The sequence below is a fragment of the Skermanella aerolata KACC 11604 genome (assembly GCF_000936425.1).
Classification (GTDB): Bacteria; Pseudomonadota; Alphaproteobacteria; order Azospirillales; family Azospirillaceae; genus Skermanella; species Skermanella aerolata.
In genome coordinates this window covers 1-25,955 of sequence record NZ_AVFK01000033.1, presented here as the reverse complement: position 1 = coordinate 25,955, position 25,955 = coordinate 1, and the positions used below count along the sequence as shown (strand labels likewise).

Sequence of the window (25,955 nt, the reverse complement as noted above, 5' to 3'; positions counted from 1 at the left end):
GTTTGATATTATCCGTGTTCATCCGTGAGAAATCCGTGTCCATTCGTGTTAAAATTATACTTAACTAATAATAAATTTTCCAAAATATAACAATTTCTGGTTCTGGCCCGATTGAAATTTTCCGAATTGGATGCTGCTGGTCAGGTCAAATCATCAAGATCTACCCGTAACGCTTCGGCTGTCCGCTTGACAACATCGATGGTGCCAATGCGAGCGCCAGCCTCCATCTGTCACACGTAGGCTTGGCGGAGGCAGGCGGCCTCGGCAAGTTGAGTTTGGGTCATGCCTCGGTATTCGCGGAACACTTTTACCGGATGCTCACTATTCAGAAGCCGGGAGGCAACTTCATCGGGGAAGGTTTCCGGTTGGGTAGCCTTGTAAGCGTCATACGTGCGGATGCTTGCAGCTTCGTCGGCTACTTCCAGCAGCCGCTCGTACTCGTCGATGGGCAACACGGCAAAAGCGGGATTACCGTTTTGATCCCGGATGATCTGTGCGGAGTTAGTCATCGATGCCGCCTCTTGGACCAGATTTTACGTAATTGCTCATGGTTCGGAGCTTCTTGTAAACGGTATTCCGAGTGACGCCCAAGCGGCGGGCGGTTTCGGTGATGTTTCGTCCGGACTGCTCCCAGGTCGCTACGACTTGATCGATAACCGCCCGCTCCAGGGTCGAGGCGGGTGCCGGTGCGGGCGGCGGGGCGGGGGCGTTGAGGTGTTCGGCTCCGATGACGCTGCGGTCGGCGGTGATCGCAAGGCGGGTCAGGACGCTGCGGAGTTCCCTGACGTTGCCGGGCCAGGGGCGTTGCGCCAGCAGGGCCAGCGCCGTGTCGGCGATTGACGCTGCCGGGTCGATGATGTGGAGCAGGTGTCTGGCGATGCGGTGGAAGTCCTTGCGCTCGGCCAAGGGGGGCAGGGTTATCTCGATCGTGTTCAGGCGGTAGAGTAGGTCGGCGCGGAAGCGGCCGGTTTGGACGGCTTCTTCCAGGTTCGCGTTGGTGGCGGCGACGAGTTGGACATCGACGGTCCGGCGGGCGGAGCTTCCGACGGGGCGGATGGTCCAGTCGTCCAGCAGGCGGAGCAGGATGCTTTGCAACTGGACCGGCATGTCGCCGATCTCGTCCAGGAACAGGGTGCCGCCGTCGGCTTCGTTCACTAATCCTTTGGCGCCGCCGCGTCGCGCTCCGGTGAAGGCGCCCTCGGCATAGCCGAACAGTTCGGCTTCGATCAGGGTGTCGGGGAGGGCGGCACAATTGACGGGGACGAAGGCGCCGGTGCGGCCGCTGACGGCGTGGGCGTGGCGGGCCATCAACTCCTTGCCGGTCCCCGTCGGGCCTCGGATCAGGATCGGGACGCCTCGGGCCGTGGCGCCGGCGACCTGGGTCAGTAGGGCGGTTACGGCAGGATCTTCGGCGATGAAGTCGGGGGACGGCGTGCGGGGTGCGGGACGGGGCTGGGACTTGGGCTTCGGCTCTTGATGGCGGTGGAGCGGGCAGACCTTGTGCAGGTTGTCGATCGCCACGACGTAGCTGCTGCCCTCATGGTCTTCCAGGCGCACCCGGTCGCGGCGGTGGCTCTCGTCCAGAAAGTCGAGGAAGCCGGTGCGGAACAGTTCGGCGAAGTGGTGTCCCGGCCGTGCCGGCAGGCCTTGCAGGAAGAACGCGGCCTGCGCGCTGGCGGCGATGATCGTGCCGGTTGGATCGACCGCCAGCAGGCCGGCGCTGAGGGTCCGCAGGTATTCCGCCCGCGTGTGGAAGATCAGCACAAGGTCGTTGCGGTGGAGGTCGCGGAACAAGCCGTTCTCGATCTGGCGGACCGACATCTTGACCAGGGCCATCGTGTGGCGCTGGCGGGAGCGGCAATCGCTCGATGCGTCCAGTATGCCGGCGATCTCGCCCGAGGGGCCGAAGATCGGGGCGGCGTTGCAGGTCAAGCCGTCATACATCCGGAAGAAATGCTCAGGGCCGTGGACCGTCACCGGCGCTTTCATGGCCGACGCCAGCCCCAGCGCGTTGGTGCCTTGCTGCAACTCCCCCCACAGGCCACCGGCGCGGATATTCTTCGCTTCCGCCGTGGTGCGGAAAGTGTCGTCGGTGATGGTGTCCAGCACCATGCCGCCGGGATCGCCCAAGGCGATCATGAAGTTGGAGCCGGAGATCTGGTGATAGAGGTTGTGCATCTCGGCCAGCGCCAGCCGGCGCGTCAGCTCGTGCCGGTCGCGCGCTTCGCGCACCGTGGCCGCGTCGGCGTAGACCGGTTCGGGAGGTCGGTGCGGGTCGAGGCCCGCTTCAAGGCAGCGTTCCCAGGACTGGCGGATTTCCGGTGTCAGCGTGGCCGGACGCGTGATCGATCCCATGCCTGCTCCTCCCTGGTCCCTCGGTTGAATGGGGACCGTGATGACCTGTTATGTTCAGGTTTTGCGCAGTCAGGGTGTGAGCAGTCGTTGATTATGTAAACGGTCAAATTAGAGGCTCATCGTCGGGAATGGCTGAAACCCGTCGGTTTAGGTTCTAGCACGGTGGTTGCGTTTAAGGATCTCGGTTCCAACCAAGAAACCGGCATCAAGGGAGAGGCGTCCATGAAGGCGGCCGTGCTTTATGAATTCGATCCATCGCTGACCAGTCCGCAGTTCGTCCGGTACGAGGAAGTCCCCGACCCGAAGATCGAGAAGACCACCGATGTCATCGTCCGCATCGGCGGCGCCGGCGTTTGCCGCACCGACCTTCACATCGTCGAAGGCATTTGGCGCAGCAAGGTGGATATACAGCTTCCCTATATCATGGGACATGAGAATGCCGGCTGGGTCGAGGAGGTCGGCGCCGGCGTAGAGGGCTTCAAGGTCGGCGATCCCGTGATCTGCCATCCGCTGGTCACCAGCGGCCATTGCCTCGCCTGCCGGCGCGGCGACGACATGCACGCGACCGACAGCAAGTTCCCCGGCATCAACACCAATGGCGGCTATGCCGAGTATCTGCTGACCGGCGTTCGGTCCCTGATCAAGCTGCCGGGCGGTCTGACGCCGAAGGACGTGGCGCCCTACACCGACGCGGGCCTGACGGCATACCGCGCGGCCAAGAAGGCGTCTCGCCATCTGTTGCCGGGGGAATACGCCGTCGTGATCGGGGCCGGCGGCTTGGGGCATATCGGGATTCAGGTGCTGGCGGCTCTCTGCGCCGCCGAGATCATCGCGGTCGATCGCTCCGACATGGCGCTGAACCTCGCCAAGGAATGCGGGGCGCATCATCTGGTCAAAGGCGACGGCACGGAGGTCGAACAGATCCTGGCGCTGACAGGAGGGCGCGGGGCCGAGGCCGTGATCGACTTCGTCGGCGAGGGCGACGCGGTCGAGAAGGGGCTGGCGATGACGCGGAATGCCGGTTTCTACTACATCGTCGGCTATGGCGGTAAGGTCGAGATCCCGACGATCGAGATGATCACCTCGGAAAAGACCATCGTCGGCAATCTGGTCGGGACCTATCCCGAACTGGTCGAGCTGATGGCGCTGGCCGACCGGGGGCTGGTCAAGCTCGCGACGCGCGAATACCGGCTGGAGCAGGCCAACGAGGCGCTTCACGACCTGCACTACGGCAAGGTCAAAGGCCGCGCTGTTCTGATCCCCTGAGGGCCTCATGATGAGGATATCGCGATGAACCTCGAACCCGAGATCGCCCAGGTTGGACCCTACGAGTGGGAAGTGGAGGAAGGCGATCTGGTGATGTGGTGCCGCTGCGGTCGCAGCGGTACCCAGCCGATCTGTGACGGGTCCCACGCCGGTACCGGCATCAGTCCGATGGGGTGGAGGGCGCCTGGCACCGGCACGGTGTTCCTGTGCGGGTGCAAGCAGACCGCCAACCCGCCCTTGTGCGACGGCCGCCACAATGACCTCTGACGATCCGTTCCAGGTCATGATGGCGGAACGCTACGCCATCGTGGCAAAGCTCACCGAGCTGAACTCGGCCCACTTGTCGCGGGAGGGCCGGCGCGCCGGAGTGGAGTTCGAAATGGAGCGCTGTCGCGAGAACATCGCGGCGGCGCCCACCCCGGAGCTGAAAGCGCAGCTTTCCGAGTTGGAGCGGGAGCATAGTGAAGTCATTGCGCAGGCCCGCCGGATCGAAGCCGAACGCGAGGCCCTGATCGAGCAGCTTGAAGACATCGTCAACCGCCTGAACGCCCCTCATGGAGATACGCAGACATGACCGCCGACACAGCAAAACCATCGCCGGAAGCCTTGGCCGAGCAGGAGTCCAAGAACGCGTTCCTCCAGAGGCTCGACGACCTGTCGCAGGAAATGATCGACGCCCATGGCGAGGACTTCACCATGGGCGTGCTGATACTGGGGGCGAGGTATATCGCGGAGAGGAAGGCTAAGCCGGAGGGTGCGGCTGAGAAGAAGTGAGCGGGGTCAATGCCCCGGCATCGCGAAACGCATGAGGCTGAAGACGGTGACGACCAAGCCTGTCAGGGCAACGTACATGTGCCAATACGTTGGGAGGTTCCTCACCGAGAGCTTGGCTTCAATCACGTCGTACTTCATGACCTTGATTTCGGTTTCGATCTCCTTGATACGACCATCAGTCGTCTCCAAGCGCATATCGACTCCCTCAAGGCGCTTGGCCACCTGCTCGAAGCGCTTGTCGACCTGCTCGAAGCGCTTGTCGACCTGCTCGAAGCGTCTCTCCATGCGGTCGCCAAGTTCCGCAATGGCTGTGAGAATCGCGTCGCGTTCACCATTAGTAATTTTGTTGAATGGTGTGCCGGTCATTCTCAACTCCGCGTCCGATCCAAGCGACAATCCGTGCCGCTGCGCAAAGGTAGCATGGTCTCCGGTCCCCTGCCAGCATACTGCGGAACCCGCTTGGGAGTCATACTGTCGCATGACGGGAGAGGTATCCTAGTCCACAACCGTTCACAACGATGCGTTTTGAAACACGTGTCAACGACCGGGTGTCACACAAAGAAACAAAGACCATAAACAAAGTGCGGGAAAGACTGTGGCAGGCCAGCGATTACAAGGCAATAGCAAATCCCCAAGATCTGGCACGGCTCTTGCTGAGTATTCCACCATAATAAATCACTGCACAATGATGCGGTGCAATAAACAAGGAAGTAGTGCGGGGAGATGACCATGACAGCAGCGCGGCGGAAAAATTCTGCATTCTGAGCGTAACTTTGAAAGAAGGTTCGATGCTCGGAAAAATCATGGCGCGTATACCCCAAACTTAACTCATGCCGACATCTTTAAAGTTGGCCAAGGCGGAAACCTGTAACGCTCAAGAATTCCAGGGAGTGAGACCATGCCTGACGGTTTGACGCTCAATAAGATCATTGCACAAAAGGGCATCAGCATAGGCGAGGCTGCGCGCCGGGTCGCGGATTTGGGCTGGACGCCCACATACGTTCAGGAAGCGATGACCTTCCCGACCGACTACAAGATCACGAAGGCGCCGAAGGACCCCATGAAACAGGTCCTGCGCTCCTACTTCCCGATGCAGGAAGAGAAGGACAACCGGGTCTACGGCGCTCTCGACGCGGCGCTCCGTGGCGACATGTTCCGCAACGTCGAACCCCGCTGGGTCGAGTGGATGAAGCTGTTCCTGGCTATCATCCCGTTCCCGGAAATCTCCGCCGCGCGCTCCATGGCGATGGTCGGACGACTGGCGCCGGGCGATGACCTGCGCACCGGGTTCACCATGCAGATGGTCGATGAGTTCAGGCACTCGACCATCCAGATGAACCTGAAGAAGTGGTACATGGAGAACTATATCGACCCCGCCGGGTTCGATATCACGGAAGCCGCCTTCGGCAAGTGCTACGCGACCAGCATCGGCCGGCAGTTCGGCGAGGCCTTCGTCACAGGCGACGCCATCACGGCGGCCAACGTCTACCTGACCGTCGTCGCCGAAACGGCCTTCACCAACACGCTGTTCGTCGCGATGCCGTCGGAAGCCGCCCGCAACGGCGACTACGCGCTGCCGACCGTGTTCCTGTCGGTCCAGTCGGACGAGAGCCGCCACATCGGCAACGGCCATTCGCTGCTGATGTCGATCCTGAAGGAGCCGGACAATCACCAGCTTCTGGAACGCGACCTGAAATACGCGTTCTGGCAGAACCACGCGATCGTCGATGCCGCCATCGGGACCATCATCGAGTACGGCACGACCAACCGCGACAAGAACAAGGAGAGCTATGCGGAGTTGTGGCACCGCTGGATCTTCGAGGATTACTACCGGACCTACATGCTGCCGCTTGAGAAATACGGCATCAAGATCCATCACGACGACGTCCACGAAGCATTTGACCGGATCGTCAAGAAGAACTACGTCCACAAGGTCGCCCAGTTCTTCTCCGCCGGCTGGTGGGCCAACTTCTGGCGCATCGAGGCGATGACCGAACGTGACTTCGAGTGGTTCGAGCACAAGTATCCCGGCTGGTACGATGAATTCGGCGCCTGGTGGGAAAACTATGCCAAGCTGTCGAAGCCCGGCAACCCGCCGATCACCTTCGTCGATACCGGCTACGTCTATCCGCACCGCTGCTGGTCGAACCTCGTCCCCTGCCTGATCCGCGAGGACATCGTGGTCGATGAGGTCGACGGCGAGATCTACACCTACGGCCACGAAGTCGACCGCTGGACCCACAAGGTCGCCTTCCAGGGCGAATACCAGGGCCGGCCGACCCCGGCGATGGGCCGTTTCAGCGGTCATCGCGAGTGGGAAAGCATGTATCACGGCTGGGATCTGGCCGACGCGATCAAGGACATGGGTTTCGTCCGTTCCGACGGGAAGACCCTGATCGCTCAGCCGCACCTGTCCTTCGACGAGAAGGATATGTGGACCCTGGACCATGTGCGCGGCTACGAGATCAAGAGCCCCTTGATCACGCTGCGCGGCATGACCCCCGAGCAGCGCGACGCCCATATCGCCGACTACAAGAAGGGCTTCAAGGTCCACAAGATCTGAGGCTGCAAGACCGACGGGGCGGGGGCCGGCTTCACGCCGGTCCCCGTACCGGACTACTCAGGGGACATAGCGAACATGACGCAGAACCCGTTGGCCGCCCGTGCGGTCCACACGGTCCTCCTGCAACCCGCCGGCATCGAAATGGAAGTCGAAGAAGGGGAAACCGTTCTCGATGCCGCGTTCCGCCAGGGCATCTCTTTGATGCACGGCTGCAAGGAAGGCCAATGTTCAAGTTGCAAATGTGTTTTGGTCGAAGGTGACGTCGAACTTTTAAAATATTCGACCTTCGCACTATCTGAAATGGACCGGGACACCAACCACATATTGCTGTGCCGGACACTGGCTTACAGCGATATCGAAGTCGAACTGCTGAACTACGACGAAGACCTGCTGTCGCGATCGATCGCGGTCAAGGACTTCGCGGCCCGGCTGACGGCCATCGTCCCACTGACCCACGACATCTTCCGGCTGGAAATGGAGATCGAACAGCCGCTGAAGTTCTGGGCCGGCCAATATGTCGATATCACGGTCCCCGGCAAGGGCATCACGCGATCCTTCTCCATGGCGAACCCGCCGAGCGAGCCGAACCGGCTCCAGTTCATCATCAAGAAATACGGACAGGGCGCCTTCTCGTCCCTGCTGGACGGCGGCCTGAAGGCGGGAGACAGCCTGATGCTCCGTGGTCCGTTCGGAACCTGCCTGCGGCGCGAGAATCGATCCGGGCCGCTGGTGCTGGTGGGAGGAGGCTCCGGCATGTCGCCGCTGTGGTCGATCCTTCAGGACCAGATCGGTTGCGGCGAGCCGGACCGTCCGATCCGCTTCTTCTACGGCGCGCGCCAGGCGCGCGACCTGTTCTATCTCGACCGCTTCGCCGAACTGGCGAAGAAGCTGCCCGACTTCCGGTTCATCCCGGCGCTGTCCGACGCGGCCCCGGAGGATAATTGGACGGGGGAGACCGGCTTCATCCACGAGGTCGTCCGGGCGCATCTGCCGGATATGGGCGATGCCGAGGAGATCGACGTCTATTCCTGCGGTCCGCCGCCGATGATCGATGCCCTGCTGCCGGTGCTCCAGATCGCCGGGGTCGAGGCCGACCGGATCTACTTCGACAAGTTCACGCCTGCTCTTCGATAACTGCAATTCGATACCGTGCAATGCCAAGGGGAGGAAAACAAAAATGACGGCACATGTGGAAGCACCGGAAGTCAAATCGGGTGCGGCGGGAGCCAAGAAGTTTCCCGGCTGGGACAGTCGCAAGTACAATTACTACGAACCCAAGGGTCGCAAGGCGACCCATTACGAGGACATGACGGTAGACGTTCAGCCCGACCCCGAACGGTACCTGCTCCAGAATTGGATCATCTCTTTCGCCGACGGCACGCCGACCTACAGCAAGAAGTGGACGAAGCTGCAATCGTCCGACTGGCACAAGTTCCGCGCGCCCGACCAGGAATGGGAACGGACGCATTATCAGCGCCAGTCCACCATCGAAGGCATGATCAAGAACGTCGTGGACAATGCCCGCAAGCAGGGTGCTCCGACCCGCTTCGATCCCCGCTGGGTCAAGATCCTCCAGGACCACCTGGGCGCTTACAAACATGCCGAATACGGTTTGGGCAAGGCGATCATGCATGCGCAGCGCTACGGCTACACGCAGATGATCAACAACGCCATCCTGACCAACTCGTCGTACAAGCTGCGTTTCTCCCAGGACCTGACGCTGTACCTGAGCGAGATCGGCATGGATCTTCAGGTATTCGACGCGACCGCCGGCAAGACCCATTGGATGGAAGACCCGATCTGGCAGGGAACGCGCGAGGCGACCGAAACCATCATGGGCGCCGACGACTATCTGGAGCAGTACTTCGCGGCCAACGTCGTTTTCGAGCCGATGGTCGGCGAGCTGTTCCGCAGCGGCTTCATCATGCAGATGGCTGCCGCCCAGAACGACTTCTCGACGCCGGCCGTCGTTTCGGCTGCGGAAGCCGACTACGAACAGAACCTCGCCAATACGGTCGAGCTGTTCCACTTGCTGGCCGACGATCCCGAGCACGGCGAGGCCAACCGCACGGTGATGGAGGGCTGGCTGGAGAAGCACGGCGCCCTGTGCGTCAAGGCGGCCAACCAGCTTCAGCCGCTGTGGTCGCAGCCGCGCGTCAAGGTAGCACAGTTCACCGACGCCTTCGCGGCGGCCTCCAACCGGGTCAAGGCGATCTGCGAGGAAATCGGCATCAAGGTACCCGATGCGACGTCAGCATCCTGACCTTTAACGAAGAAGAGGAGAGCACGAGCCATGAGCGTTGCCCATGACTTCAACATCTTCAAACCGATGCAGGATCTGACTTTCGAGCACACGATCTCGCATCAGTGCGGCGTCACCATGAACGACAGCGTCGAAGCGCGCTGCATCGCCGAGGTGATGGAGGAAAAGCCGGGGATCAAGGTGACCTACATGCCCGCCATGATCCGGATCGACGGCGAAGGCAAGATCGAGTTCAAGATGGACGAGATCAGCGAAGCGCTGGGCCGCGAGATGACCCCGCATCTGTTCGAAATCTCCACATCGACGCATTACGGTCGCATGGTCATGATCGATGACAACACGGTCATGCTGTTCGGCAACATGGATGACGCGCTGGAATACACCTGAGCGGGTCTTTGCCGGGCCGTGATCGTCACGGTCCGGCACCCGCACACAAAGACGGTCAATAAAAAACGAAACGGCGGAGGAAAGCATGTACCGGACGGCGGACGGCGAAGAGATCTTCATCATCGACGGTCACACCCACCTGTGGGACGGCAGCAAGGAGAACCTGAAGAACATCCACGGCCAGCAGTTCATCGACTGCTTCTACGGCTACCATTCGGCGCTCAGCCCGAAAGAATATGTCTGGCCGAAGGAAAAGTTCGACAAGTACGGCGCCGAGACGATGTACAACGACCTGTTCGTCGAAGGTTACGACGACATGGCGATTTTCCAGCCGACTTACCTGAAGGACTTCTACGTCAACGGCTTCAACACGACCGAACAGAACGCCGTGCTGAAGGAAAAATACCCCGACCGTTTCATTCTCAACGGCGCCTGGGACCCGCGCGACGGCGAAGTGGGTCTGGAAGCGCTGCGCGAACTGGCGTCCAAGTATCAGCTCAAGGGCGTCAAGCTTTACACGGCGGAATGGCACGGGTCGAGCAAGGGCTACAAGCTCAGCGATGACTGGGCTCAGCGCTACCTCGAGGAGTCGCAGAAGCTCGGCATCAAGAACATCCATGTCCATAAGGGACCGACGATCCTGCCGCTGAACCGCGACGCCTTCGACGTGGCGGATATCGACGAGGCCGCGACCAATTTCCCCGAACTCAACTTCATCGTCGAGCATTGCGGGCTGCCGCGCCTGGACGACTTCTGCTGGATCGCGGTGCAGGAGCCCAATGTCTATGGCGGGTTGGCGGTCGCACTGCCGTTCATCCACAGCCGGCCCGACTATTTCAACCAGATCATTTCCGAACTGCTGTTCTGGCTGGGGCCTGACCGCCTGCTCTACGGCAGCGACTACGCGATCTGGTCGCCCAAGTGGATGATCGAGAAGTTCATGGCGCATGAGCTTCCCGACAACATCAAGAAGGACAAGGGCGTCGATCTGAACCTGGACGCCAAGCGCAAGATCCTCGGCCTCAATGCGGCGCGGCTCTACGACATCGACGTGCCGGCCCAGGCGGCGAAGCTGTCCGGTTCCGCTCCCGTGAAGGAGGGCGAGCAGACCATGGCGCAGGTGGCCGAAGTGCTGGGAGACGACTGATGCCGATCTCCACCGATGCCCGCGTGGCGGAGGTGTGGGACAGGCTGGCATCGGTGACGGACCCGGAGCTTGACGAGTCGGTGACGGAGCTTCGCTTCGTCACCGCCGTCGAGGTGGACGCGGACTCCCGCGTCCATATCGGGTTCCGCTTGCCGACTTACTGGTGCTCCCCCAACTTCGCCTTCCTGATGGCCGACGACATGCGCGCCGCCGCAGGCTCGCTGCCGTGGGTGCGGCAGGTGCTGATCGACCTGCGCGACCACATGTATTCCGACACGATCAACCAGGGACTTGCCCAGGGACATTCCTTCAAGGCGACCTTCGCGGAGGAAGCGGCCGAGGAGGATCTGGACGACCTGCGCCGGACTTTTCGCATCAAGGCGTATCAGCGCCGTCAGGAAGCGGTGATCCGCCATCTGATGGAACGGGGATGGACGCCTGCCGCGATCCTGGCGCTGGACTGCCCGCATTTGGCGACGCTGGCCATCGACGATCCGGAGACCGACCGCCAGCGCACCCGCTATCTGGAAATCCGCGCCGAGTACGGCGGCCCGACCGACGCGGCGTTCACCTCGGCCGAGGGAGAGGCGATCAATCCAGAAACGTTCGCCGACTACCTGACCCTGCTGCGCCGGGTCCGGATCAATACGGAGTTCAACGGCAGCCTGTGCCGGGGACTGCTTCAGGCCCGCTACGGCGACGACGAGCCTGCTTCCGCCCCTGACGGCGAACCCACTTTGGCGGACTTCATCGCCGGCAGGGTGGATGCTAGAAATGAGAGAAGGAATCACTCATGCCGAAAATGATGCTCCACCGCGCCGAAGCCCGCGCCGCTCTCGGCCGGGGCGTCGCCAAGCTGACGCTCGCCGTGCAGGGCACGCTGGGACCGAAGGGCATGAACGCGATCATCGACCGGCCCATCGGCACTCCGATCGTCTCGCGCGACGGCGTCAGCATCGCCGACGAGGTCGAGTTGCCGTGCCGGTTCGAGAACATGGGCGCCCAGGTCGTCCGTGAGGTTTCCAAGCAGACCAACGAGGTCGCCGGCGACGGCACCACCACAGCGACCGTGCTTGCCAACGCGCTGATCCAGGACGGGTTGAAGGTGCTGGACTCCGACACCAGCCCGGTCGATCTGGTCGCCGGCATCGACCGCGCCGCCGGCGTGATTGCGGAGGCGCTGCGCCGCTCGGCAAAGCCGCTCTCCGGCCAAGCCCAGCTCGAGGCGGTCGCCACCATCGCCGCGACCGATCCGGCGCTTGGCCGGCTGGTCGCCGAGGCGTTGGGGCGCGTCGGGGCAGACGGCATCGTGGAGGTCCAGTTCGGTCCCGGCATCACGACCACGCTGGAAGTGGTCGAGGGCATGTCGTTCGACCGGGGCTACATCTCGCACCACATGGTAACCGATGTCGAGACGATGCGGGCGGTGCTGGACGACCCGCTGATCCTGATCACTGACCAGCGGATCAGCGCACCGGCCCAGATCGAGCATGTGCTGTCCGAAGTTTCGGGCACCGGAAGGCCGCTGCTGATCATCGCGGACGAGCTGGCGCCCGAAGTGGTCATCGCCCTGCTCGGCATGCGGCGGAACGGCATCGGCCTTGCGGTGGCGGTCAACCCGCCGGAGTTCGGCCACTGGCGGAAGGCCATGCTGGAGGACATCGCGATCCTGACGGGAGGCCGCGTCATCGCCCGCGACCTTGGCGGCAAGCTGGAACAGGTAACCCTGGACGACTTGGGCGGCGCAGACCGGGTAGAGGTCGGCCAGAGCTTCACCGCCCTGATCCGGGGCCGCGGCGATCCGGAAATGATCCGCGCCCGCCGCGCCCAGGTCCAGCGCCAGTTCGACGCCGCCCCGCCCAATATCGAGCGCGACAAGTACACTGAACGGCTCGCCAAGCTGACCGGAGGCACCGCCACGATCCTGGCCGGCGGGGCGACACCGGCGGAGCAGAAGCGGCGCGTACAGCTTCTCGACGACAGCCTGAGCGCCGCCCGTGCCGCGATCGAGGAAGGCGTGGTCGCCGGCGGCGGAACCGCCCTGATCCAGGTGGCGGGCGAGCTGGACAAGCTGGCAGACCAGACCACGGGGGGAGTCCGCGAAGGCGTCCGCGTCCTTCAGCGCTCGCTGAAGGCTCCGCTCGCCTGCATCGCGGAGAACTGCGGCCTGAAGCCCGCCGACATCCTGGTCCAGGTCGCGCAATCGCCCAAGGGCACCGGCTTCGATGCCCGTACCTGCGAGTTCACCGACCTGATCGCGGCGGGTGTCACCGATCCGGTCAAGGTCACGATGGCGGCTGTGCGCAACGCGGCCTCCGCCGCCTGCCTGATCCTGAACACGCATACGCTGATCGCGGATAAGCCGGAGTTCGAAGATCCAACCGCGGGCCCGGCGCTTGGCGCCGGAGCGGAGAAGCTTGGCCGGCAGTGAGATCCGCCGCGATCTGCCGGTCCAGGTGCGACGCACGGGGCGAACCGCCGACCCCGTGCGTCAATCTTTCTACAGCCCTTCGGTACCTCAAACGAATGGACGGAAAGGAATTGAGAAGAAGAGACCATCCGAACTTTATCGTTACTCAAGATCAGCTCTCAGTGTAAACTCCCGAGATCTGGATCGACGCCGTTCGAGCACTAAGAAGATGATCCGGCCGAGGGAGTGAGACTACATGCCCAGATCAGGGCCAAGTCCAGGGAGCGGGGCTGCTGCACCGCCGCGCGGGACGCCCTATGCCGACGAAGCGACGATCATGCGGGCCTGGGAGGACTTCCTGGCCGGCGTGGACAGCCATCCGCCCGTCCGCAACGTCGTCGTCAACTCGTGGCGCCGCAGTCTGGAAAGCGGCGTCGATGCCCATGGCTCGTCGGCGCCCCTGGCGGTCCGCGACGACGGATTGCATCACCTGCGCATCCAGAACCGCGATTTGCTGGCGGCGGCTTCCGGTACGCTGGCCGAGGCGATCGACCTGTTCATCGGCACCGGATCGATCATGCTGGTGACCGACCCCAGCGGCATCGTCCTGTCCACCGTCGGCGACCGCGCCACCATCGAGTCCGGGCGCGAGATCCACCTGGAGCCGGGCGGAGCCTGGAACGAGTCCGTTGCAGGCACCAACGGCATCGGCACGGCGCTGATCACCAAGCAGCCGGTCCTGGTCCATGCGACCGAGCATTTCTGCGCCGGCGTCAAGACCTGGACCTGCGCCGCCGCCCCGATCCGCGACCCGATCGATGGCTCCCTGATCGGGCTGCTCGACATCTCCGGCCCTCGCCAGACGTTTCAGCGGCACAACCTGGCGCTGGCGGTCGTGGCGGCGCGGCAGGTCGAATGGGCGATGGCCGACCAGGCGCGGCAGGAACGGATGAAGCTGCTGGAGGCCTGCGTCGCCAAGCTGCCGAGCTGGATGGAGGACGGCATCATCGCGGTGGACCGCAAGGGGCGCGTCGTCCACATGTCGGACCGTGCCCGCAACCTGCTGGAGCACGGCTCCGGCCCGACCAGCTTGGTGCTGGACAAGGACGCCCGGATCGCCAACCTGGACCCGGCCGGCTGGCCCGCCGAGTGGATGAAGCCGCTGTCGGCGGACGGCGAGAACCTTGGCGCCTTGCTGGTCATTCCGGCCAAGCCGCGCAGGGCGGCCAAGGCTGGCGCCGTCCGGCACGAGGCCGACGCCAATCGCAACAGCTTCGCCGGGATCGTCGGCGCCAGCGTGGCGGTACGGACCGCCATCGACCGCGCCCGCCGGCTGGCGGGCCGGCGCGCGCCCGTCCTGATCGAGGGAGAGACCGGCACCGGCAAGGAGCTTTTCGCCCGAGCCATCCACGGTGAGGGCGCAACATCCCCGTCGGAGCCCTTTGTCGCCTTCAACTGCGGGGCGGTGTCCAAGGAGCTGGTCTCCAGCGAGTTGTTCGGCTACGTCCGGGGCGCCTTCACCGGGGCGGCGACCGAAGGACGCCTCGGCCGCTTCGAGCTGGCTCACGGCGGCACCCTGTGCCTGGACGAGATCGGCGAGCTGCCGCTCGACCTCCAGCCCTATCTCCTCCGCGTCCTGGAGGAAGGCATCGTCTACCGCGTCGGCGACAGCGAACCGCGCCACGTCAATGTCCGTCTAATCGCGATGACCAACCGCAACCTGCGCGACGAAGTCGCCGCCGGCCGCTTCCGGCAGGACCTTTACTACCGTATCGGCGTGACCACCGTCCGCATTCCGCCGCTGCGCGAACGCACCGGCGACACCGACCTGCTGGTCCCGCACTTCAACGAGTTGCTGTCCCGCCGCCACGACCTGACGCCTAAGCAGTTCGACGCGGCGGTGCTGGAGGCGTTCCGCCACCACGACTGGCCCGGCAACGTCCGCGAACTCCGCAACGTGATCGAAAGTCTGCTGCTGATGAGCGACGAACCGCTCGTCACCCTGGCCGACCTGCCCCCCGACATAGCGCCCCCGCCGGTCGTCCCATCGGTAGCACCGGTCACCAGCCTGGAATCCTTGGAGCACAAGGCGATCGAAGCGGCGATAGCCAGCCATTCCGGCAACCTGACCAATGCCGCCCGAGCGCTGGGCATCTCCCGCACGACGCTGTACCGCAAGATGGAGCAATACGGCCTGGAGCGTTATTGAGCCGCATTTCAGGGGCTTCCAAATTCGGTTGGATTTGGTAGAGTGGAGGAGTTGGGAGGAGTGTTCCTAAGGCACTCCCTCCGGCGACTCTGTTAGAGGTTCAGGCCGATCCTCGATATTAATCTCGATCGTCTGTCCCTTCCAACGGAGCCGGATCGTCCATTTGAACATATGGACGGTTCCTCCTCAGTTTGTCTACGACGGAGCGGCCAACCCGCTCCGTCGGACACTGGCGAGAATAGGGGTAAGCCCCCTCCCTTAATACGAGAACCTGCATGCTGTGGCATGCTGTCCAAATTGGCGCGATATCGGTGACAGTTTAATTAACTTGGTTCTTGAGTTTACCATCTATCAACCAATCCAATGCTAGCTAAACCCGTCACGCCCCTGCGGGAAGCAGCATGAAACTCGTCGTTCTCGATCCCGGTCTCGACAGCACCGCCGGCCACCATTACCACCTGGATCTCGTGCTGCGGGAGCAGGGGGCGGCGCGGGGGATGGATGTCCTGGTGTATGGCTACAAGGGCATGGACCCGCTGGTGTCGGAGCAGTTCGATGCGCGCCTCGTGTTCGACATGCACTGCTATGCCCAAGTCGCCACCGTTCCGGAAATGATGCTGATCCACAACCGGTCGGTCAGCAACTACAGCTTCCACCGGAACCTGTGCGAGGAGGTCGGGCAGGACTTCGATGCCGACGACGTCATCGTCATGCATACCGTGCTCGGCAACCAGCTTACCGGCCTTTACCTGTGGTACCGCGACCTGCCGGAGCCCCGGCCGCGCCTGTGCCTGATCCTGCGCTTTCCGCCCAGCTTCCACCTGTCCGCCGAAAACCACGACAGCGCCGCCGCACTCGACCGGCAGGCGCTGGCCTTGTGGCGCAAGTTCCCGGAAGACCGCGTCAGGATCGTCTGCGACAATCAGGGATTGGGACGCTATTACGGCGCGCTGACCGGGCTGGACATTCCCGACCTGCCGATCCCCATCCGCTATCCGCAAACCCGGCCGCGCGCCTCCGCCCGGCGCGATCCACGGCCGCATTTCGTCTATCTCGGCGAGGGGCGGTGGGAGAAGGGTATCCAGCTTCTGGTGGAGGCATTGAAGGGGCTGCCGGGCCTGCGCCGGGACGTGCGGTTCACCATCCAGTGCGGCCGGCCCGAGATGCTGGCCGATACGCTGCCGGGATGGGAGCAGGATCTCCCCGACGTGGATTTCCTCGCCCGGAACCTGAGCGAGGGCGATTACCTGAGCCTGCTGGCGGATGCCGACGCCGTCGTCGTGCCGTATCACCCCGCGATCTACGACGTCCGGACCTCCCACGTCTTCCTGGAGGCGGTTGGGGCGGACAAGCCCGTCCTGATCACGTCAGGCACCTGGATGGACATGGAACTGGACCGCCTCGGCCATACCGCCGTCCGTGCCCACGACTTTTCCGCAATAGGGATCGGCGCGGCCTTGGTCGAACTTGCGGGCGGATGGCGGATCCTGGCGGAGGAGGCTCCTGCCGCGGGCAAGCGCTGCCGCGCCTTGCACAACCCCGAGGTCTTCTTTCAAAGGTTGCTCGACCTGTTTCCGGCCTGAATCTCAGACTTTCCCCATTTCCCCTCCGCTTCCGCTGTCTTGCATAGACGGATCGGTATAAAAACGAGGAAAAGGGAGGGGAGCAATGGCCGATACAAGACTCGAACCTGATGTCGCCGCCGATGTATCACCGCATGTGTTCGATGCGTCGGAAATCACGGCGCTTTCGCATCTCTACCGGGGCGAGCTTTACCGAAGCACCATCTGGCGCACCCGGCTCGACACCACCACGAACTGGGCCGTCGTCACCACTGGAATTTCACTGTCGCTGACCTTCAGCAGCGCTTCCGCGACGCCCCTGCCGCTCGTGCTGGTGGGATTGCTGGTCGCAGTATTCCTGACGATCGAGGCGCGGCGCTATCGCTTCTTCGATTTCTGGCGCATCCGAGCCCATGTGCTGGAGGTCAACTTCTTCGGCCCGATCCTGCGGGGGCAGGGGGTGCGGACCGACAACAACTGGAACGAGATCCTCTACCAGGATTATCGCAGCCCTAACCTGCACATCACTTATCTGGAGGCCATCGGGCGCAGGATCAGGCGGAACTACGGCTGGATCTTCATGATCCAGGTCGTCGCCTATATCGGCAAGCTGATGATCCACCCGATGCCGATAACCTCCTTGGAGGAAATCTTCGTCCGGGCGACCATCGGTCCGGTCCCCGGCCAGATCGTCCTGATCGCCGGCGCCCTGTTCCATGCGACATGGATTTCCATCGCCATCCACACCTCCCGGAGCAGGCGGGGAGCGGACCGTGTCCGCCCGCCGCGCCCGCCACGGGACAGCATCCTTCAGCTTGCAAGAGGTGCGGAGTGAGGAATGCCGCCGGAGATGCTTACGGCTTGACCACGACGCCCCAGGGCGCCCGGCCGACCTTCAGCGACTTGACGACCTTTTCCGATGCCAGGTCGATCACCGACACGTCGCTGCTGACGCCGTTGGTGGTGTAGAGCCGGGTCTCGTTCTGCCCCAGCGCCATGTTCCAGACGCGCTGGCCGACCAGATAATACTTTTTCACCTCGTAGGTCGCCGGGTCGATCTCGGCGACCCGGTTGGCCGGGCCGAGCGCCACGAAGGCCCGCTTGCCGTCCTTGGTGATCTTGACGCCGACCGGCTGGATCGCGTCGGCGGAAACGCCGGGGATCTCGAAGCGGATCTTGTGGATCACCTTCTTCTCGGCGCTGTCGATCACGCTGACCGTGCCGCCGATCTCAGCCGATACCCAGACATGCTTGTTGTCGGGGGTAAACTCCGCGACGCGCGGGCGGCTGTCGACCAGGACGTTGCCGATGATTTCTCGGCTGTCGGTGTCGATGAAGTGGGCCATGTTGGTGGTTTCGGACGTGTTGACCAGCAGCTTGCCGTCCGGGCTGATGCCCATGCCTTCCGGTTCCACGCCGACCTGGATCTCGTTCAGCACCTTCTTGCTGTCGATGTCCAGCACCGTCACCATGTTATCGTCCTCGTTGGCGATATACAGGTGGTGGCCGTCGGGATGCAGCGCCATCAGCTCGGGGTCGGGGCCGGAGGGCAGGCGGTCGACCACCTTGCCGGTCTTGAGGTCGATCACGTCGACCCGGTTGTCGTCGCCGATGCAGACATAGAGCTTGGTCATGTCTTCGCTCAGGACGATGCCGCGCGGACGGCGGCCGGTCTTGATGGTCGAGGTTACCTTCAGCGACTCTCCGTCGATCACGGAAACCGAGTTATCTTTCTCGTTGGAAACATAAACGGTCTCGGCCTGGACCGGCAGGCTGAACGAAGCCAGAAGCGCCGAGGTCAAAATCAGGCGAGTATAGGTGAGCATCTCTTTGCTTCCTCCACTTAATGTAGTTTCTTCGCAGGTGCAGTATAGCCGGGCTATTTGTTGCCCTTTTTCTCATCAGGAGTTTTACAAGAGCCCGTGATCCATTATGGTTCTTAGCATGAGGATCGTGCTTGCGACTATCACCCTCTTATGGATAGGTGCCACCACCCCCACGCTGGCGGAGCCGCTTGCCGTGGATGAGGTAGCTCCTGGCATTTTTGTCCATGCCGGTGTTCCGCAATACGCCGATGGTAATAATCGCGGCGATATTTCAAATCTGGGCTTCATCGTGGGTTCGGAAGCCGTCGCCGTAGTCGATACCGGTAATTCGCCCAGTATCGGCAAAGGTCTGCGCGAGGCGATCCGGCAGCGGACCGATTTGCCGATCCGCTACGTCGTCAACACGCACATGCATCCCGACCACATCTTCGGCAACGCGGCCTTCGCGGAGGACCGCCCTGTTTTCGTCGCCCACTCGAACTTCCTGTCCGCGCTGATGGCGCGGGCCGACGGCTATCAACGCCGGCTTGAAGAAGATTTGGGTACGGACGAAGCACGCGGCGCTACATTGGCCGCTCCCGGCCAGACGGTCGAACCGCCCCCCGGAGTGCCCCTTCGGCTCGACCTGGGAGGTGGCCGCGTGATCGAAGTGACCGCCTGGGCGCCCGCCCATACCAACAACGATCTAACCGTGCTGGATACCGCGACGGCAACCCTGTTCGCCGGCGATCTGGTCTTTCTCGACCGCCTGCCGACCATCGACGGCGATGCGCTGGGCTGGCGGAAGGCGATGGACCGGCTGGCAGCACTGCCGGCGGCGCGTGTCGTTCCGGGCCACGGTCCGGCGTCGGCGCCCTGGCCGCAGGCGCTGGAGCCGCAGCGGCGCTACCTTACGGTCCTGATCGACGATATCCGCGGGATCCAGAAGCGGGGCGGCACCATCGAACAGGCTGCCGAACAGGCCGCCTCGTCCCAGCGGAGCCTCTGGCGCCTGTTCGACGAAGACAACCCGCGCAATGCGGTTACCGTGTTCGCGGCGCTGGAATGGGAATAGCGGAATAACCAAATAATCTGCAAAGACAAACCGGAGGAAAGCGCCATGTCCACAACAGTGAAACGACTGACCGTTACGGTGGCCGCCTTGGTGCTGTCCTGCGGCATCGCTTCGGCCCAGCTTAATTCCCCGAAAGAGTCCACCTCCCAGAAGCAGGGCGACGCCAAGCCCGACGACTACGAGCGCTGGGACGCCGTTCGCGAGGTCTACTTCCCAGGCCGGACGATCGAGGACGGCAGCGCGTTCCTGTCGCTCGATGCGCCTTACCGCGCGCAGGACGCGGCGCTGGTGCCGGTAACCGTCAAGGCGGCGCTGCCGGCCGATGCCGGCTGGTCGATCAAGACGCTGACACTGCTGATCGACGGCAACCCGGTGCCGCTAGCCGGCAAGTTCCATCTCCACGACGAGGCCGCCGGCACCGGCCACAGGAACCTGAGCATCGGCACGCGGGTTCGCGTCAACGAATACACGCTGATCCATGCCGTGGCGGAAACGACCGACGGCCGGCTGTTCAGCGCCGAGCGCTACGTCAAGGCGGCCGGCGGCTGCTCGGCGCCCGCCATGAAGAACCCGGAACAGGCGATGGCGAGGCTCGGCAAGATGAAGCTGAACCTGCCGCAGTCGGTGCCGGTTGGCGGCGACGTCACGGCCCAGTTGCTGGTCAGCCATCCGAACCACAGCGGCATGCAGTTCGACCAGATCTCGCGCACCTATGTGCCGCCCTATTTCATCCGCTCGATCAAGGTCAGCTACGCCGGACAGCCTGTCATGGACGTGGAAACCGACATCTCGTTGAGCGAAGACCCCAGCCTGCACTTCACCTTCACGCCCAAGGCGGCGGGGGACTTGAAGGCTGAGGTGGTGGACAGCAAGGACCAGACCTATACGGGGGACTGGCAGGTTATCCCGCAGCCGGCGAGCTGAGCTACCATAGGCGTTAACTCAGGCCGTCCGCTCTATTTTCGTCATACCAAGACTTGATCTTGGTATCTCCTTTCAGAAACTGAGTGGGTGAAATCCGGGCTTCAAGTTGAAGTCCTCTCGTCAGCTTCGGCCGGGAGATGCCAAGATCAAGTCTTGGCATGACGGTGGAGTGAAGGAGAATGTCAACGTGACGCACTGGAACGCCTTATGTCAGCCGCATGTCAGCTGCCGACAACAAACTTGGCACGCCCATCCTCACTGGTCCGGGAAGCATTCCAGGTCGGCTTCCACCTGCGCCAGACGGAAGCGGTCCTGCAAGTCCTTGATCCAGCCGACGCCCCGGAACAGCATGGCCCGCTCGCCCGGCATGTCCTGCATCCTGCGGACCGTCTCGAGCTGGACGAAGCTGTTGTAGGGGATGTTCTTGGCGATGTGGTCGATGCTGCACGAGCAGCGCTCCATCGCTTCGTGCGTCTGTCCGTTGCTCGCCATGCAGCCGATCACGTAATCGACGCGCGCGGTGGTCGGATAATTGCTGGGGTCGTCGTTGGGGTCGGCGGCGAAGGCCGGAGCCGCCGCCATCATCAGCGCCGCGGTCAGAGCGATGGCAGATATCTTCATTTCGGTATCCTCCCGGTATTTTGTGCCAATTATATCAGTATCCGGCCTGCGGCGGCACTCGGCCGTTCGTGATGAAACCGCTTGCGGCTTGTTGATTGTCGATATCGATGGAGCGGTCCATCGCGAACCATAAAAACCTCCGGAGGAAGTTCATGAAACTCGTCAAATCAGGCGTCACGATGGCATTCGCCGCGGCATTGACCCTCGGCGCCGCATCCCTTGCTTCGGCTCAGCAGAGCAACCCGACGGGGACGCTGATGCAGGAGCGTCAGGGTGCCGTGGGTGCGGACAAGGGTGCGGAGAAGCCGGCGAACCAGAACGGCAAGCTGTCCGGGACAGGTGCTCCGGCCGCCGATGACGAGGCCAAGGCCGCAACGGGAAAGACCAGCCAGGGTGGCGGCCTCGACTTCGGACCCAAGGGCGATGACGCCAATTCGCTTCCCGCACAGCGCCAGGGCACCATCGGCACCGGAGATCGTCCCGCCGAACCGACGACCCAGGGCGGCGCCAAGCAGTAGGCTGCCGAGCCGTCAGGCGAACCGGCACGGGAAGCGACGCGCCACAGGATCACTTTGGCGCGCCGCTTGCCATGTCTGGAGTCGCTATCCGATGCTGGACCAGCCACTGCATTCCCCGGAGCCAGGCGCGGTCGTTGTCGCCCCTGATATCCGCTATGCCGCGCGCGACCTCCTTGCCCGTCTCGACCGACAGCACCTTGATGTCCATGCTGAGGATCAGCGTGCTGATCTTGTTGACCGTGCCGAACACGGCGACTTCGGCGCCCCGCTCGCGGGCCACATCCATGAAGCACGTCACGCAAGACCGCTGGTAGCCTAGCTTGGCTATTCGATCGTGGTCGGCACTCAGATCGACCGTCTCGTATTTGCCGGTTTTCGCAAGCTCGTGGCGAAGCGCTTCCGTGGTGGCCTTGATGCGTTCGGCCTGGGCGGGCGTGTTCGGCTCGCCGCTGGTGTCCTGCAATTCGATATCGAAGACGGCGGCGCGGGTGGCGGCATAGGCCGGAAAGACCGGGAGCAGAAGTGCTATCAGCAGCGCAATCAGGCGAGACATCGGTGTATACTTCCTTTGTGAACTATCTATAACGCTGCGCGGCTGCGGCGGGCGACGACGGAAAACGACAACAAAAGCGACTTTGGGGAACGAAATGCGTTTCTGGCGTACCATCAGGCCTCTCCTGTCCTCGACGATCGTCCTGACGGCACTCACGGGGTTTGCCGGGGCTCAGCCTCGCGTCGAGACGCCGCCGGACTGGCCGTGCGTCCAGGTGTTCGTGCCGACGCTTTCGGCGGCGTCGATCTGGGCCGGCCCTCCGATCGACGACTACCTCAAGACCTGGACGGATAACCATGACGTGGCGTCCCTTGCGACGCGGGCGGTTTCCCGCTCCGTGCCGGAAGAGGAGGCGACCCAGGCGCTGGACAGCTTCGCCGAATCGCTCAAGGACAACCGCGAACAGACGCTGACCATGCTGTTCGCCGGGATTTTCGACGAGGCGAACCGGACGCGGGGCAAGGCAATCGACGGCATCCGCCGATTTTCCCGCGCCCAGCAGGAACAGCTCCGCAATATGAACGCCACCCTCGGGGAGCTCGACCGCGTCCGCGCGGCGCAGCCCCAGGATACGGCGAAAATGAAGGAACTGACCGAACAGCTCGGGTGGCAGCGCCGCATCATCGAGGAACGCCAGCGCTCGCTGGGCGCTCTGTGCGAGCAGCCCGTGATCGTCGAGCGGCGGCTGGGCACCCTGGCGCGGACCATCGCCAGCCATATGGAATGACGGCACCTTCGGGAGCCCCGGCACCTTAAGGAACCCCAACTGGCACCGGCCGGAGTGGGGCGAGCTTCAGCCCGGCCTTTTCCCAGCCTGCGGCGCCTTCCGGGTAGTAAAGCACCGTGCTGTAGCCGTATTCGACTGCCCGGAGCGCCGCGTTCCACGACATCCAGCAGGCGGGTTCGCAGAAGAACACCAGCGGACGGTCGTGCCGGCCGTCCGTGAGGCGCTGGAGGTTGTCGCGGAAATACGCTTCGATGCCGTCGGGCAGGGCGCCGTAGCCGGTATTGGGCAGCCAGACGGCTCCGGGGATGGTGTCGCGCGCCTTCGGTATCCAGACGGAGTCGGCGGGAAGGCCGGCTGGGCGGGGAGGGGCAGGGTAGACGTCGATCAGGACGGCCTCCCCGTTCCGCACCAGCTCCTCCACCTCGCCCGTCGTGACCGTCCGGGCGCCGGGAACGGTCGCCGGGGTGGGCGAGCGGTAGTCCGACATCCGGTACTCGGCGGCGGAGCCGGAGGAGGACATTCCGGGAAGCAAGGCCGCCGCCAGAAGAAAGGCCGCCGCGAACAGGGCGGCGGCCGGCCGGATCGTCACTGCGCTACGCTGGCGGACTGCAACTTGCCATTGGAGGACAGCAGCGGCACATGGTACTGAGCCAGCACCGCGTCGATGTCGCCCTGGCGGCGCGCGATGAAGTCGTTCAGCCAGTGCTTCCACTCCGGCTCCTCTCCCCGGACCCCCATCGTGATGGAGAAGTCCAGTCTGGTGCCCTTCTCGTCAACCAGCGGGACGACCGCCAGCTTGGTCGGCTGAAGCGAAGCGAAGTAGCCGGCGATCGGACCCCAGATGACGGTGGCGTCGGTCTTGCCAGTTCCGACATCCTCGATCGCGCGGCGGGCCGGGTTGTCCTGCCGGGTGTCGATGTCGAGTTCGTAGGGCTCCAGCCTGGTGATCTTGTTCATGGTCACGACGGTGGCGCCGGGCGTCTTGGTGACGATGCCGAAACGCAGGTCGCGCAAGGCCGGATCGCCGACCGACTTGGCCTGGAGACCGGCGCCTTCCCGATATACGAGGCTGTAGACCGACCGGTAATAGGGATTGGTGTTCTGCATCAGGCCTTCGCCCGATGCCGCCCCCATGACGATGTCGCATTTGCGGGCGCGCAGCGTACTGCGAACGAAGCCGATCGTCTGCGGCCACCATGTATAGACGACGGGAACGCCCAGTTCCTCGCCGATCATGGCGGCGATCTTGTTCTCGAACCCTTCCAGCTTGTCGTTGGAGAAGGGCAGGAGGTTGGGATCGGCGCAGACGCGAAGAGCATCGGGCTTCACGAATTCAGCCGCGTCGGCCGTGCCGACCGCCACGGTTCCGGCCGTTAGGAAGGCGGCGGCCGCGATTATCCAGGATTTTGCCAGCATGGGTCAGACCTCCGTGACGCTATCAGCGTCACTTTTTGATTCTTTCGGGCCGGCCGCGATCGATCTTCCCGTCGGAGCGCGCCTTCAGGTAGCCGTAGATATCCGCGACATGCAGCATGACGTTCTGATCGGTGCCGAAGGACGGCATCACGCGTTGGCCGCTGGCGCCCTTTTCGGACTTGCCGTTGGCGATGATCTCCGTGAACTTGTCGTAGTCGAGCACCTTCAGCGAATCGACCAGCGCAGGCGCAAAGGAGCCGCCAAGGCCGTCCGGCCCGTGGCAGACGTGGCAGGAAGAGTGGTAGCGTCGAAAGCCGTTGTAAGTTCCCTGATCGACTTTGCCGTCTTCGACGATATAGGGCTTGTCGTAAGGGTCCGTTTCTTTTTCGGCCTCCTGGGCGTGGAGGGTTCCGGCAGCGAGGAAGAGACAGGCGGCGCCGGCAGTCACGACCCGCGTAAGGCTGGAAAAGTTCATGGCAATCAGTATCCGGTAAAGCAGGCCGGTGTCCCCGCCCGCGGAGGGACGGGAACACCGGGAGTTTTCTCAAATCATCGTCTTGTTCAAGCGGCGCTCCGCCCTGTCACAAGGGCGAAGCGCGGGCCTTTCGGCTGATCCTTCAGCGGATCAGTCCGGCAGAGTGAAGACGGTCAGCACGCCGCCGAGGTTGGTGTACTGGCCGAGCGAGGCGTGCGCGCCGACGGCGCCCAGGCCCGCCTGCGGGTCGTTCAACCCGGCTGCCAGGCCGATACCGGCCCAGCCGCCGATTCCCGACAGCACGGCGATGTGCTGCTTGCCGCCGGCGACGAAGGTGTTGATGTTGCCGATGATGCCGGACGGGGTCTTGAAGCGGTACAGCTCCTTGCCGTCCTTCATGTCGACCGCGACCAGATAGCCTTCCAGCGTGCCGTAGAAGGCGACGCCGCCCTTGGTGGTCAGGGCGCCGCTCCACACCGCGAACGCTTCCGGCTTGGACCAGACGATCTTGCCGGTGGTGGCGTCGAAGGCGATGAAGTTGCCCATGCCGCCGTGCGAGTTCGGCGCCGGGTACATCGACAGCGTGGCCCCGACATAGGGCTGGCCGGCGCTGTACGAGACTTCGAACGGCTCGTAGTCCATGCAGATGTGGTTGGTCGGCACGTAGAACATGCCGGTGTCGGGCGAGAACGACGCCGGCTGCTGGTCCTTGGAACCGAGGGCCGCCGGGCAGATGCCTTCGGAGTTGGTGTCGGCGCCGTTGGCGAAGGTGCTGAACTTGTCGACCACGGCCGGACGGCCGGTCTTCATGTCGACATGGGTCGCCCAGTTGACGCTCGGGTCGTACTTCTCGGCGACCAGCAGCTCGCCGGTCACGCGGTCGAGCGTGTAGGCGAAGCCGTTGC

Annotated in this window: 28 protein-coding genes; 18 read left to right on the top strand and 10 right to left on the bottom strand. The window is 63.3% G+C overall.

Annotated elements, in window-relative coordinates; translation table 11 throughout:
- Window positions 1-230 precede the first annotated feature (230 nt).
- Together N826_RS28865 and N826_RS28860 are read right to left on the bottom strand one after the other, a co-directional pair.
- On the bottom strand, window positions 231-509 hold the full coding sequence (locus N826_RS28865; protein WP_052832232.1) for a helix-turn-helix domain-containing protein: 279 nt from the start codon (window positions 507-509) through the stop codon (window positions 231-233).
- Entirely contained in the window at window positions 502-2,355 is a 1,854-nt protein-coding gene (locus tag N826_RS28860; RefSeq protein ID WP_044434606.1) for a sigma-54-dependent Fis family transcriptional regulator, read from the bottom strand. The genes N826_RS28865 and N826_RS28860 overlap by 8 nt, the downstream gene beginning before the upstream one ends.
- Window positions 2,356-2,577: 222 nt before the next feature.
- Between N826_RS28860 and N826_RS28855 the strand changes: the two genes are divergently transcribed.
- The 4 genes from N826_RS28855 to N826_RS28840 are packed head-to-tail and all read left to right on the top strand — an operon-like array spanning window position 2,578 to window position 4,395.
- Window positions 2,578-3,621 carry an NAD(P)-dependent alcohol dehydrogenase gene (locus N826_RS28855; protein WP_044434604.1) on the top strand — a complete coding sequence of 348 codons (1,044 nt, stop codon included), beginning with the start codon at window positions 2,578-2,580 and terminating at the stop codon, window positions 3,619-3,621.
- Window positions 3,622-3,645: 24 nt separating this feature from the next.
- Window positions 3,646-3,888 (top strand): CDGSH iron-sulfur domain-containing protein, encoded by a 243-nt coding sequence (locus tag N826_RS28850; RefSeq protein WP_044434602.1) that lies wholly within the window; start codon window positions 3,646-3,648, stop codon window positions 3,886-3,888.
- On the top strand, window positions 3,878-4,195 hold the full coding sequence (locus N826_RS28845) for a hypothetical protein (protein ID WP_044434600.1): 318 nt from the start codon (window positions 3,878-3,880) through the stop codon (window positions 4,193-4,195). The genes N826_RS28850 and N826_RS28845 overlap by 11 nt, the downstream gene beginning before the upstream one ends.
- On the top strand, window positions 4,192-4,395 hold the full coding sequence (locus N826_RS28840; protein WP_044434598.1) for a hypothetical protein: 204 nt from the start codon (window positions 4,192-4,194) through the stop codon (window positions 4,393-4,395). The genes N826_RS28845 and N826_RS28840 overlap by 4 nt, the downstream gene beginning before the upstream one ends.
- Before the next feature lie 6 nt (window positions 4,396-4,401).
- On the opposite strand, the gene N826_RS28835 is transcribed toward N826_RS28840, so the two are convergent.
- A complete protein-coding gene (locus tag N826_RS28835; RefSeq protein WP_147041005.1) occupies window positions 4,402-4,761 on the bottom strand; it encodes a hypothetical protein in 360 nt (119 codons plus the stop codon).
- 532 nt (window positions 4,762-5,293) lie between these two features.
- On the opposite strand from N826_RS28835, the gene N826_RS28830 reads away from it, so the two are divergent.
- From N826_RS28830 to N826_RS28785, 10 genes are all read left to right on the top strand, one after another.
- The gene (locus N826_RS28830) at window positions 5,294-6,958 is read left to right on the top strand and encodes an aromatic/alkene/methane monooxygenase hydroxylase/oxygenase subunit alpha (protein WP_044434593.1); all 1,665 of its coding nucleotides are present in this window, start codon (window positions 5,294-5,296) and stop codon (window positions 6,956-6,958) included.
- Window positions 6,959-7,033: 75 nt separating this feature from the next.
- On the top strand, window positions 7,034-8,092 hold the full coding sequence (locus N826_RS28825; RefSeq protein WP_044434591.1) for an NADH:ubiquinone reductase (Na(+)-transporting) subunit F: 1,059 nt from the start codon (window positions 7,034-7,036) through the stop codon (window positions 8,090-8,092).
- A 43-nt stretch (window positions 8,093-8,135) separates the two neighbouring features.
- A complete protein-coding gene (locus N826_RS28820; RefSeq protein ID WP_044434589.1) occupies window positions 8,136-9,221 on the top strand; it encodes an aromatic/alkene monooxygenase hydroxylase subunit beta in 1,086 nt (361 codons plus the stop codon).
- Window positions 9,222-9,251: 30 nt separating this feature from the next.
- The gene (locus tag N826_RS28815; protein WP_044434587.1) at window positions 9,252-9,608 is read left to right on the top strand and encodes an MmoB/DmpM family protein; all 357 of its coding nucleotides are present in this window, start codon (window positions 9,252-9,254) and stop codon (window positions 9,606-9,608) included.
- Window positions 9,609-9,693: 85 nt separating this feature from the next.
- On the top strand, window positions 9,694-10,755 hold the full coding sequence (locus N826_RS28810; RefSeq protein ID WP_044434585.1) for an amidohydrolase family protein: 1,062 nt from the start codon (window positions 9,694-9,696) through the stop codon (window positions 10,753-10,755).
- On the top strand, window positions 10,755-11,561 hold the full coding sequence (locus N826_RS28805; RefSeq protein ID WP_044434583.1) for an iron-sulfur cluster assembly protein: 807 nt from the start codon (window positions 10,755-10,757) through the stop codon (window positions 11,559-11,561). Before N826_RS28810 ends, N826_RS28805 begins: the two co-directional genes overlap by 1 nt.
- On the top strand, window positions 11,549-13,186 hold the full coding sequence (gene groEL / locus N826_RS28800; protein ID WP_044434582.1) for a molecular chaperone GroEL: 1,638 nt from the start codon (window positions 11,549-11,551) through the stop codon (window positions 13,184-13,186). Before N826_RS28805 ends, groEL begins: the two co-directional genes overlap by 13 nt.
- A 235-nt stretch (window positions 13,187-13,421) precedes the next feature.
- A complete protein-coding gene (locus N826_RS28795) occupies window positions 13,422-15,374 on the top strand; it encodes a sigma-54-dependent Fis family transcriptional regulator (protein WP_044434580.1) in 1,953 nt (650 codons plus the stop codon).
- Between the two features lie 401 nt (window positions 15,375-15,775).
- Window positions 15,776-16,957, top strand: a complete 1,182-nt coding sequence (locus N826_RS28790; RefSeq protein ID WP_044434577.1) for a glycosyltransferase family protein — start codon at window positions 15,776-15,778, stop codon at window positions 16,955-16,957.
- A gap of 85 nt (window positions 16,958-17,042) precedes the next feature.
- Complete coding sequence (locus tag N826_RS28785) at window positions 17,043-17,771, top strand: DUF2270 domain-containing protein (RefSeq protein ID WP_044434576.1); 729 nt, start codon at window positions 17,043-17,045, stop codon at window positions 17,769-17,771.
- A 19-nt stretch (window positions 17,772-17,790) separates the two neighbouring features.
- On the opposite strand, the gene N826_RS28780 is transcribed toward N826_RS28785, so the two are convergent.
- Window positions 17,791-18,762 (bottom strand): YVTN family beta-propeller repeat protein, encoded by a 972-nt coding sequence (locus tag N826_RS28780; protein ID WP_044434574.1) that lies wholly within the window; start codon window positions 18,760-18,762, stop codon window positions 17,791-17,793.
- 118 nt (window positions 18,763-18,880) lie between these two features.
- On the opposite strand from N826_RS28780, the gene N826_RS28775 reads away from it, so the two are divergent.
- The gene (locus N826_RS28775; RefSeq protein WP_044434572.1) at window positions 18,881-19,816 is read left to right on the top strand and encodes a quinoprotein relay system zinc metallohydrolase 2; all 936 of its coding nucleotides are present in this window, start codon (window positions 18,881-18,883) and stop codon (window positions 19,814-19,816) included.
- Window positions 19,817-19,861: 45 nt separating this feature from the next.
- Complete coding sequence (locus N826_RS28770; RefSeq protein WP_044434570.1) at window positions 19,862-20,740, top strand: quinoprotein dehydrogenase-associated SoxYZ-like carrier; 879 nt, start codon at window positions 19,862-19,864, stop codon at window positions 20,738-20,740.
- A gap of 255 nt (window positions 20,741-20,995) precedes the next feature.
- Here the strand turns inward: N826_RS28770 and N826_RS28765 are convergent, their stop codons facing one another.
- On the bottom strand, window positions 20,996-21,361 hold the full coding sequence (locus N826_RS28765) for a hypothetical protein (RefSeq protein ID WP_044434568.1): 366 nt from the start codon (window positions 21,359-21,361) through the stop codon (window positions 20,996-20,998).
- A 152-nt stretch (window positions 21,362-21,513) separates the two neighbouring features.
- Here N826_RS28765 and N826_RS28760 point away from each other — a divergent pair, with 152 nt between their 5' ends.
- Entirely contained in the window at window positions 21,514-21,879 is a 366-nt protein-coding gene (locus tag N826_RS28760) for a hypothetical protein (RefSeq protein ID WP_147041007.1), read from the top strand.
- Between the two features lie 49 nt (window positions 21,880-21,928).
- Here the strand turns inward: N826_RS28760 and N826_RS28755 are convergent, their stop codons facing one another.
- On the bottom strand, window positions 21,929-22,432 hold the full coding sequence (locus tag N826_RS28755; protein ID WP_044434564.1) for a DUF3280 domain-containing protein: 504 nt from the start codon (window positions 22,430-22,432) through the stop codon (window positions 21,929-21,931).
- A 94-nt stretch (window positions 22,433-22,526) separates the two neighbouring features.
- Between N826_RS28755 and N826_RS28750 the strand changes: the two genes are divergently transcribed.
- Window positions 22,527-23,159, top strand: coding sequence for a hypothetical protein (locus tag N826_RS28750; protein ID WP_052832228.1), 633 nt, complete (start codon window positions 22,527-22,529; stop codon window positions 23,157-23,159).
- Window positions 23,160-23,184: 25 nt separating this feature from the next.
- On the opposite strand, the gene N826_RS28745 is transcribed toward N826_RS28750, so the two are convergent.
- From N826_RS28745 to N826_RS28730, 4 genes are all read right to left on the bottom strand, one after another.
- On the bottom strand, window positions 23,185-23,748 hold the full coding sequence (locus N826_RS28745) for a PQQ-dependent catabolism-associated CXXCW motif protein (RefSeq protein ID WP_211099412.1): 564 nt from the start codon (window positions 23,746-23,748) through the stop codon (window positions 23,185-23,187).
- Entirely contained in the window at window positions 23,745-24,575 is an 831-nt protein-coding gene (locus tag N826_RS28740) for a quinoprotein dehydrogenase-associated putative ABC transporter substrate-binding protein (RefSeq protein WP_044434562.1), read from the bottom strand. Before N826_RS28740 ends, N826_RS28745 begins: the two co-directional genes overlap by 4 nt.
- Window positions 24,576-24,603: 28 nt before the next feature.
- The gene (locus tag N826_RS28735) at window positions 24,604-25,050 is read right to left on the bottom strand and encodes a c-type cytochrome (RefSeq protein ID WP_044434560.1); all 447 of its coding nucleotides are present in this window, start codon (window positions 25,048-25,050) and stop codon (window positions 24,604-24,606) included.
- A gap of 150 nt (window positions 25,051-25,200) precedes the next feature.
- Window positions 25,201-25,955 (bottom strand): outer membrane protein assembly factor BamB family protein (locus tag N826_RS28730; protein WP_044434558.1); only part of this gene is annotated, 755 nt, incomplete at its 5' end.

What these genes read in the sequence shown, in the direction of transcription:
- N826_RS28865 (WP_052832232.1), bottom strand. Translation starts at nt 509, where the DNA reads ATGACTAACTCCGCACAGATCATCCGGGATCAAAACGGTAATCCCGCT.
- N826_RS28860 (WP_044434606.1), bottom strand. Translation starts at nt 2,355, where the DNA reads ATGGGATCGATCACGCGTCCGGCCACGCTGACACCGGAAATCCGCCAG.
- N826_RS28855 (WP_044434604.1), top strand. Translation starts at nt 2,578, where the DNA reads ATGAAGGCGGCCGTGCTTTATGAATTCGATCCATCGCTGACCAGTCCG.
- N826_RS28850 (WP_044434602.1), top strand. Translation starts at nt 3,646, where the DNA reads ATGAACCTCGAACCCGAGATCGCCCAGGTTGGACCCTACGAGTGGGAA.
- N826_RS28845 (WP_044434600.1), top strand. Translation starts at nt 3,878, where the DNA reads ATGACCTCTGACGATCCGTTCCAGGTCATGATGGCGGAACGCTACGCC.
- N826_RS28840 (WP_044434598.1), top strand. Translation starts at nt 4,192, where the DNA reads ATGACCGCCGACACAGCAAAACCATCGCCGGAAGCCTTGGCCGAGCAG.
- N826_RS28835 (WP_147041005.1), bottom strand. Translation starts at nt 4,761, where the DNA reads ATGACCGGCACACCATTCAACAAAATTACTAATGGTGAACGCGACGCG.
- N826_RS28830 (WP_044434593.1), top strand. Translation starts at nt 5,294, where the DNA reads ATGCCTGACGGTTTGACGCTCAATAAGATCATTGCACAAAAGGGCATC.
- N826_RS28825 (WP_044434591.1), top strand. Translation starts at nt 7,034, where the DNA reads ATGACGCAGAACCCGTTGGCCGCCCGTGCGGTCCACACGGTCCTCCTG.
- N826_RS28820 (WP_044434589.1), top strand. Translation starts at nt 8,136, where the DNA reads ATGACGGCACATGTGGAAGCACCGGAAGTCAAATCGGGTGCGGCGGGA.
- N826_RS28815 (WP_044434587.1), top strand. Translation starts at nt 9,252, where the DNA reads ATGAGCGTTGCCCATGACTTCAACATCTTCAAACCGATGCAGGATCTG.
- N826_RS28810 (WP_044434585.1), top strand. Translation starts at nt 9,694, where the DNA reads ATGTACCGGACGGCGGACGGCGAAGAGATCTTCATCATCGACGGTCAC.
- N826_RS28805 (WP_044434583.1), top strand. Translation starts at nt 10,755, where the DNA reads ATGCCGATCTCCACCGATGCCCGCGTGGCGGAGGTGTGGGACAGGCTG.
- groEL (WP_044434582.1), top strand. Translation starts at nt 11,549, where the DNA reads ATGCCGAAAATGATGCTCCACCGCGCCGAAGCCCGCGCCGCTCTCGGC.
- N826_RS28795 (WP_044434580.1), top strand. Translation starts at nt 13,422, where the DNA reads ATGCCCAGATCAGGGCCAAGTCCAGGGAGCGGGGCTGCTGCACCGCCG.
- N826_RS28790 (WP_044434577.1), top strand. Translation starts at nt 15,776, where the DNA reads ATGAAACTCGTCGTTCTCGATCCCGGTCTCGACAGCACCGCCGGCCAC.
- N826_RS28785 (WP_044434576.1), top strand. Translation starts at nt 17,043, where the DNA reads ATGGCCGATACAAGACTCGAACCTGATGTCGCCGCCGATGTATCACCG.
- N826_RS28780 (WP_044434574.1), bottom strand. Translation starts at nt 18,762, where the DNA reads ATGCTCACCTATACTCGCCTGATTTTGACCTCGGCGCTTCTGGCTTCG.
- N826_RS28775 (WP_044434572.1), top strand. Translation starts at nt 18,881, where the DNA reads ATGAGGATCGTGCTTGCGACTATCACCCTCTTATGGATAGGTGCCACC.
- N826_RS28770 (WP_044434570.1), top strand. Translation starts at nt 19,862, where the DNA reads ATGTCCACAACAGTGAAACGACTGACCGTTACGGTGGCCGCCTTGGTG.
- N826_RS28765 (WP_044434568.1), bottom strand. Translation starts at nt 21,361, where the DNA reads ATGAAGATATCTGCCATCGCTCTGACCGCGGCGCTGATGATGGCGGCG.
- N826_RS28760 (WP_147041007.1), top strand. Translation starts at nt 21,514, where the DNA reads ATGAAACTCGTCAAATCAGGCGTCACGATGGCATTCGCCGCGGCATTG.
- N826_RS28755 (WP_044434564.1), bottom strand. Translation starts at nt 22,432, where the DNA reads ATGTCTCGCCTGATTGCGCTGCTGATAGCACTTCTGCTCCCGGTCTTT.
- N826_RS28750 (WP_052832228.1), top strand. Translation starts at nt 22,527, where the DNA reads ATGCGTTTCTGGCGTACCATCAGGCCTCTCCTGTCCTCGACGATCGTC.
- N826_RS28740 (WP_044434562.1), bottom strand. Translation starts at nt 24,575, where the DNA reads ATGCTGGCAAAATCCTGGATAATCGCGGCCGCCGCCTTCCTAACGGCC.
- N826_RS28735 (WP_044434560.1), bottom strand. Translation starts at nt 25,050, where the DNA reads ATGAACTTTTCCAGCCTTACGCGGGTCGTGACTGCCGGCGCCGCCTGT.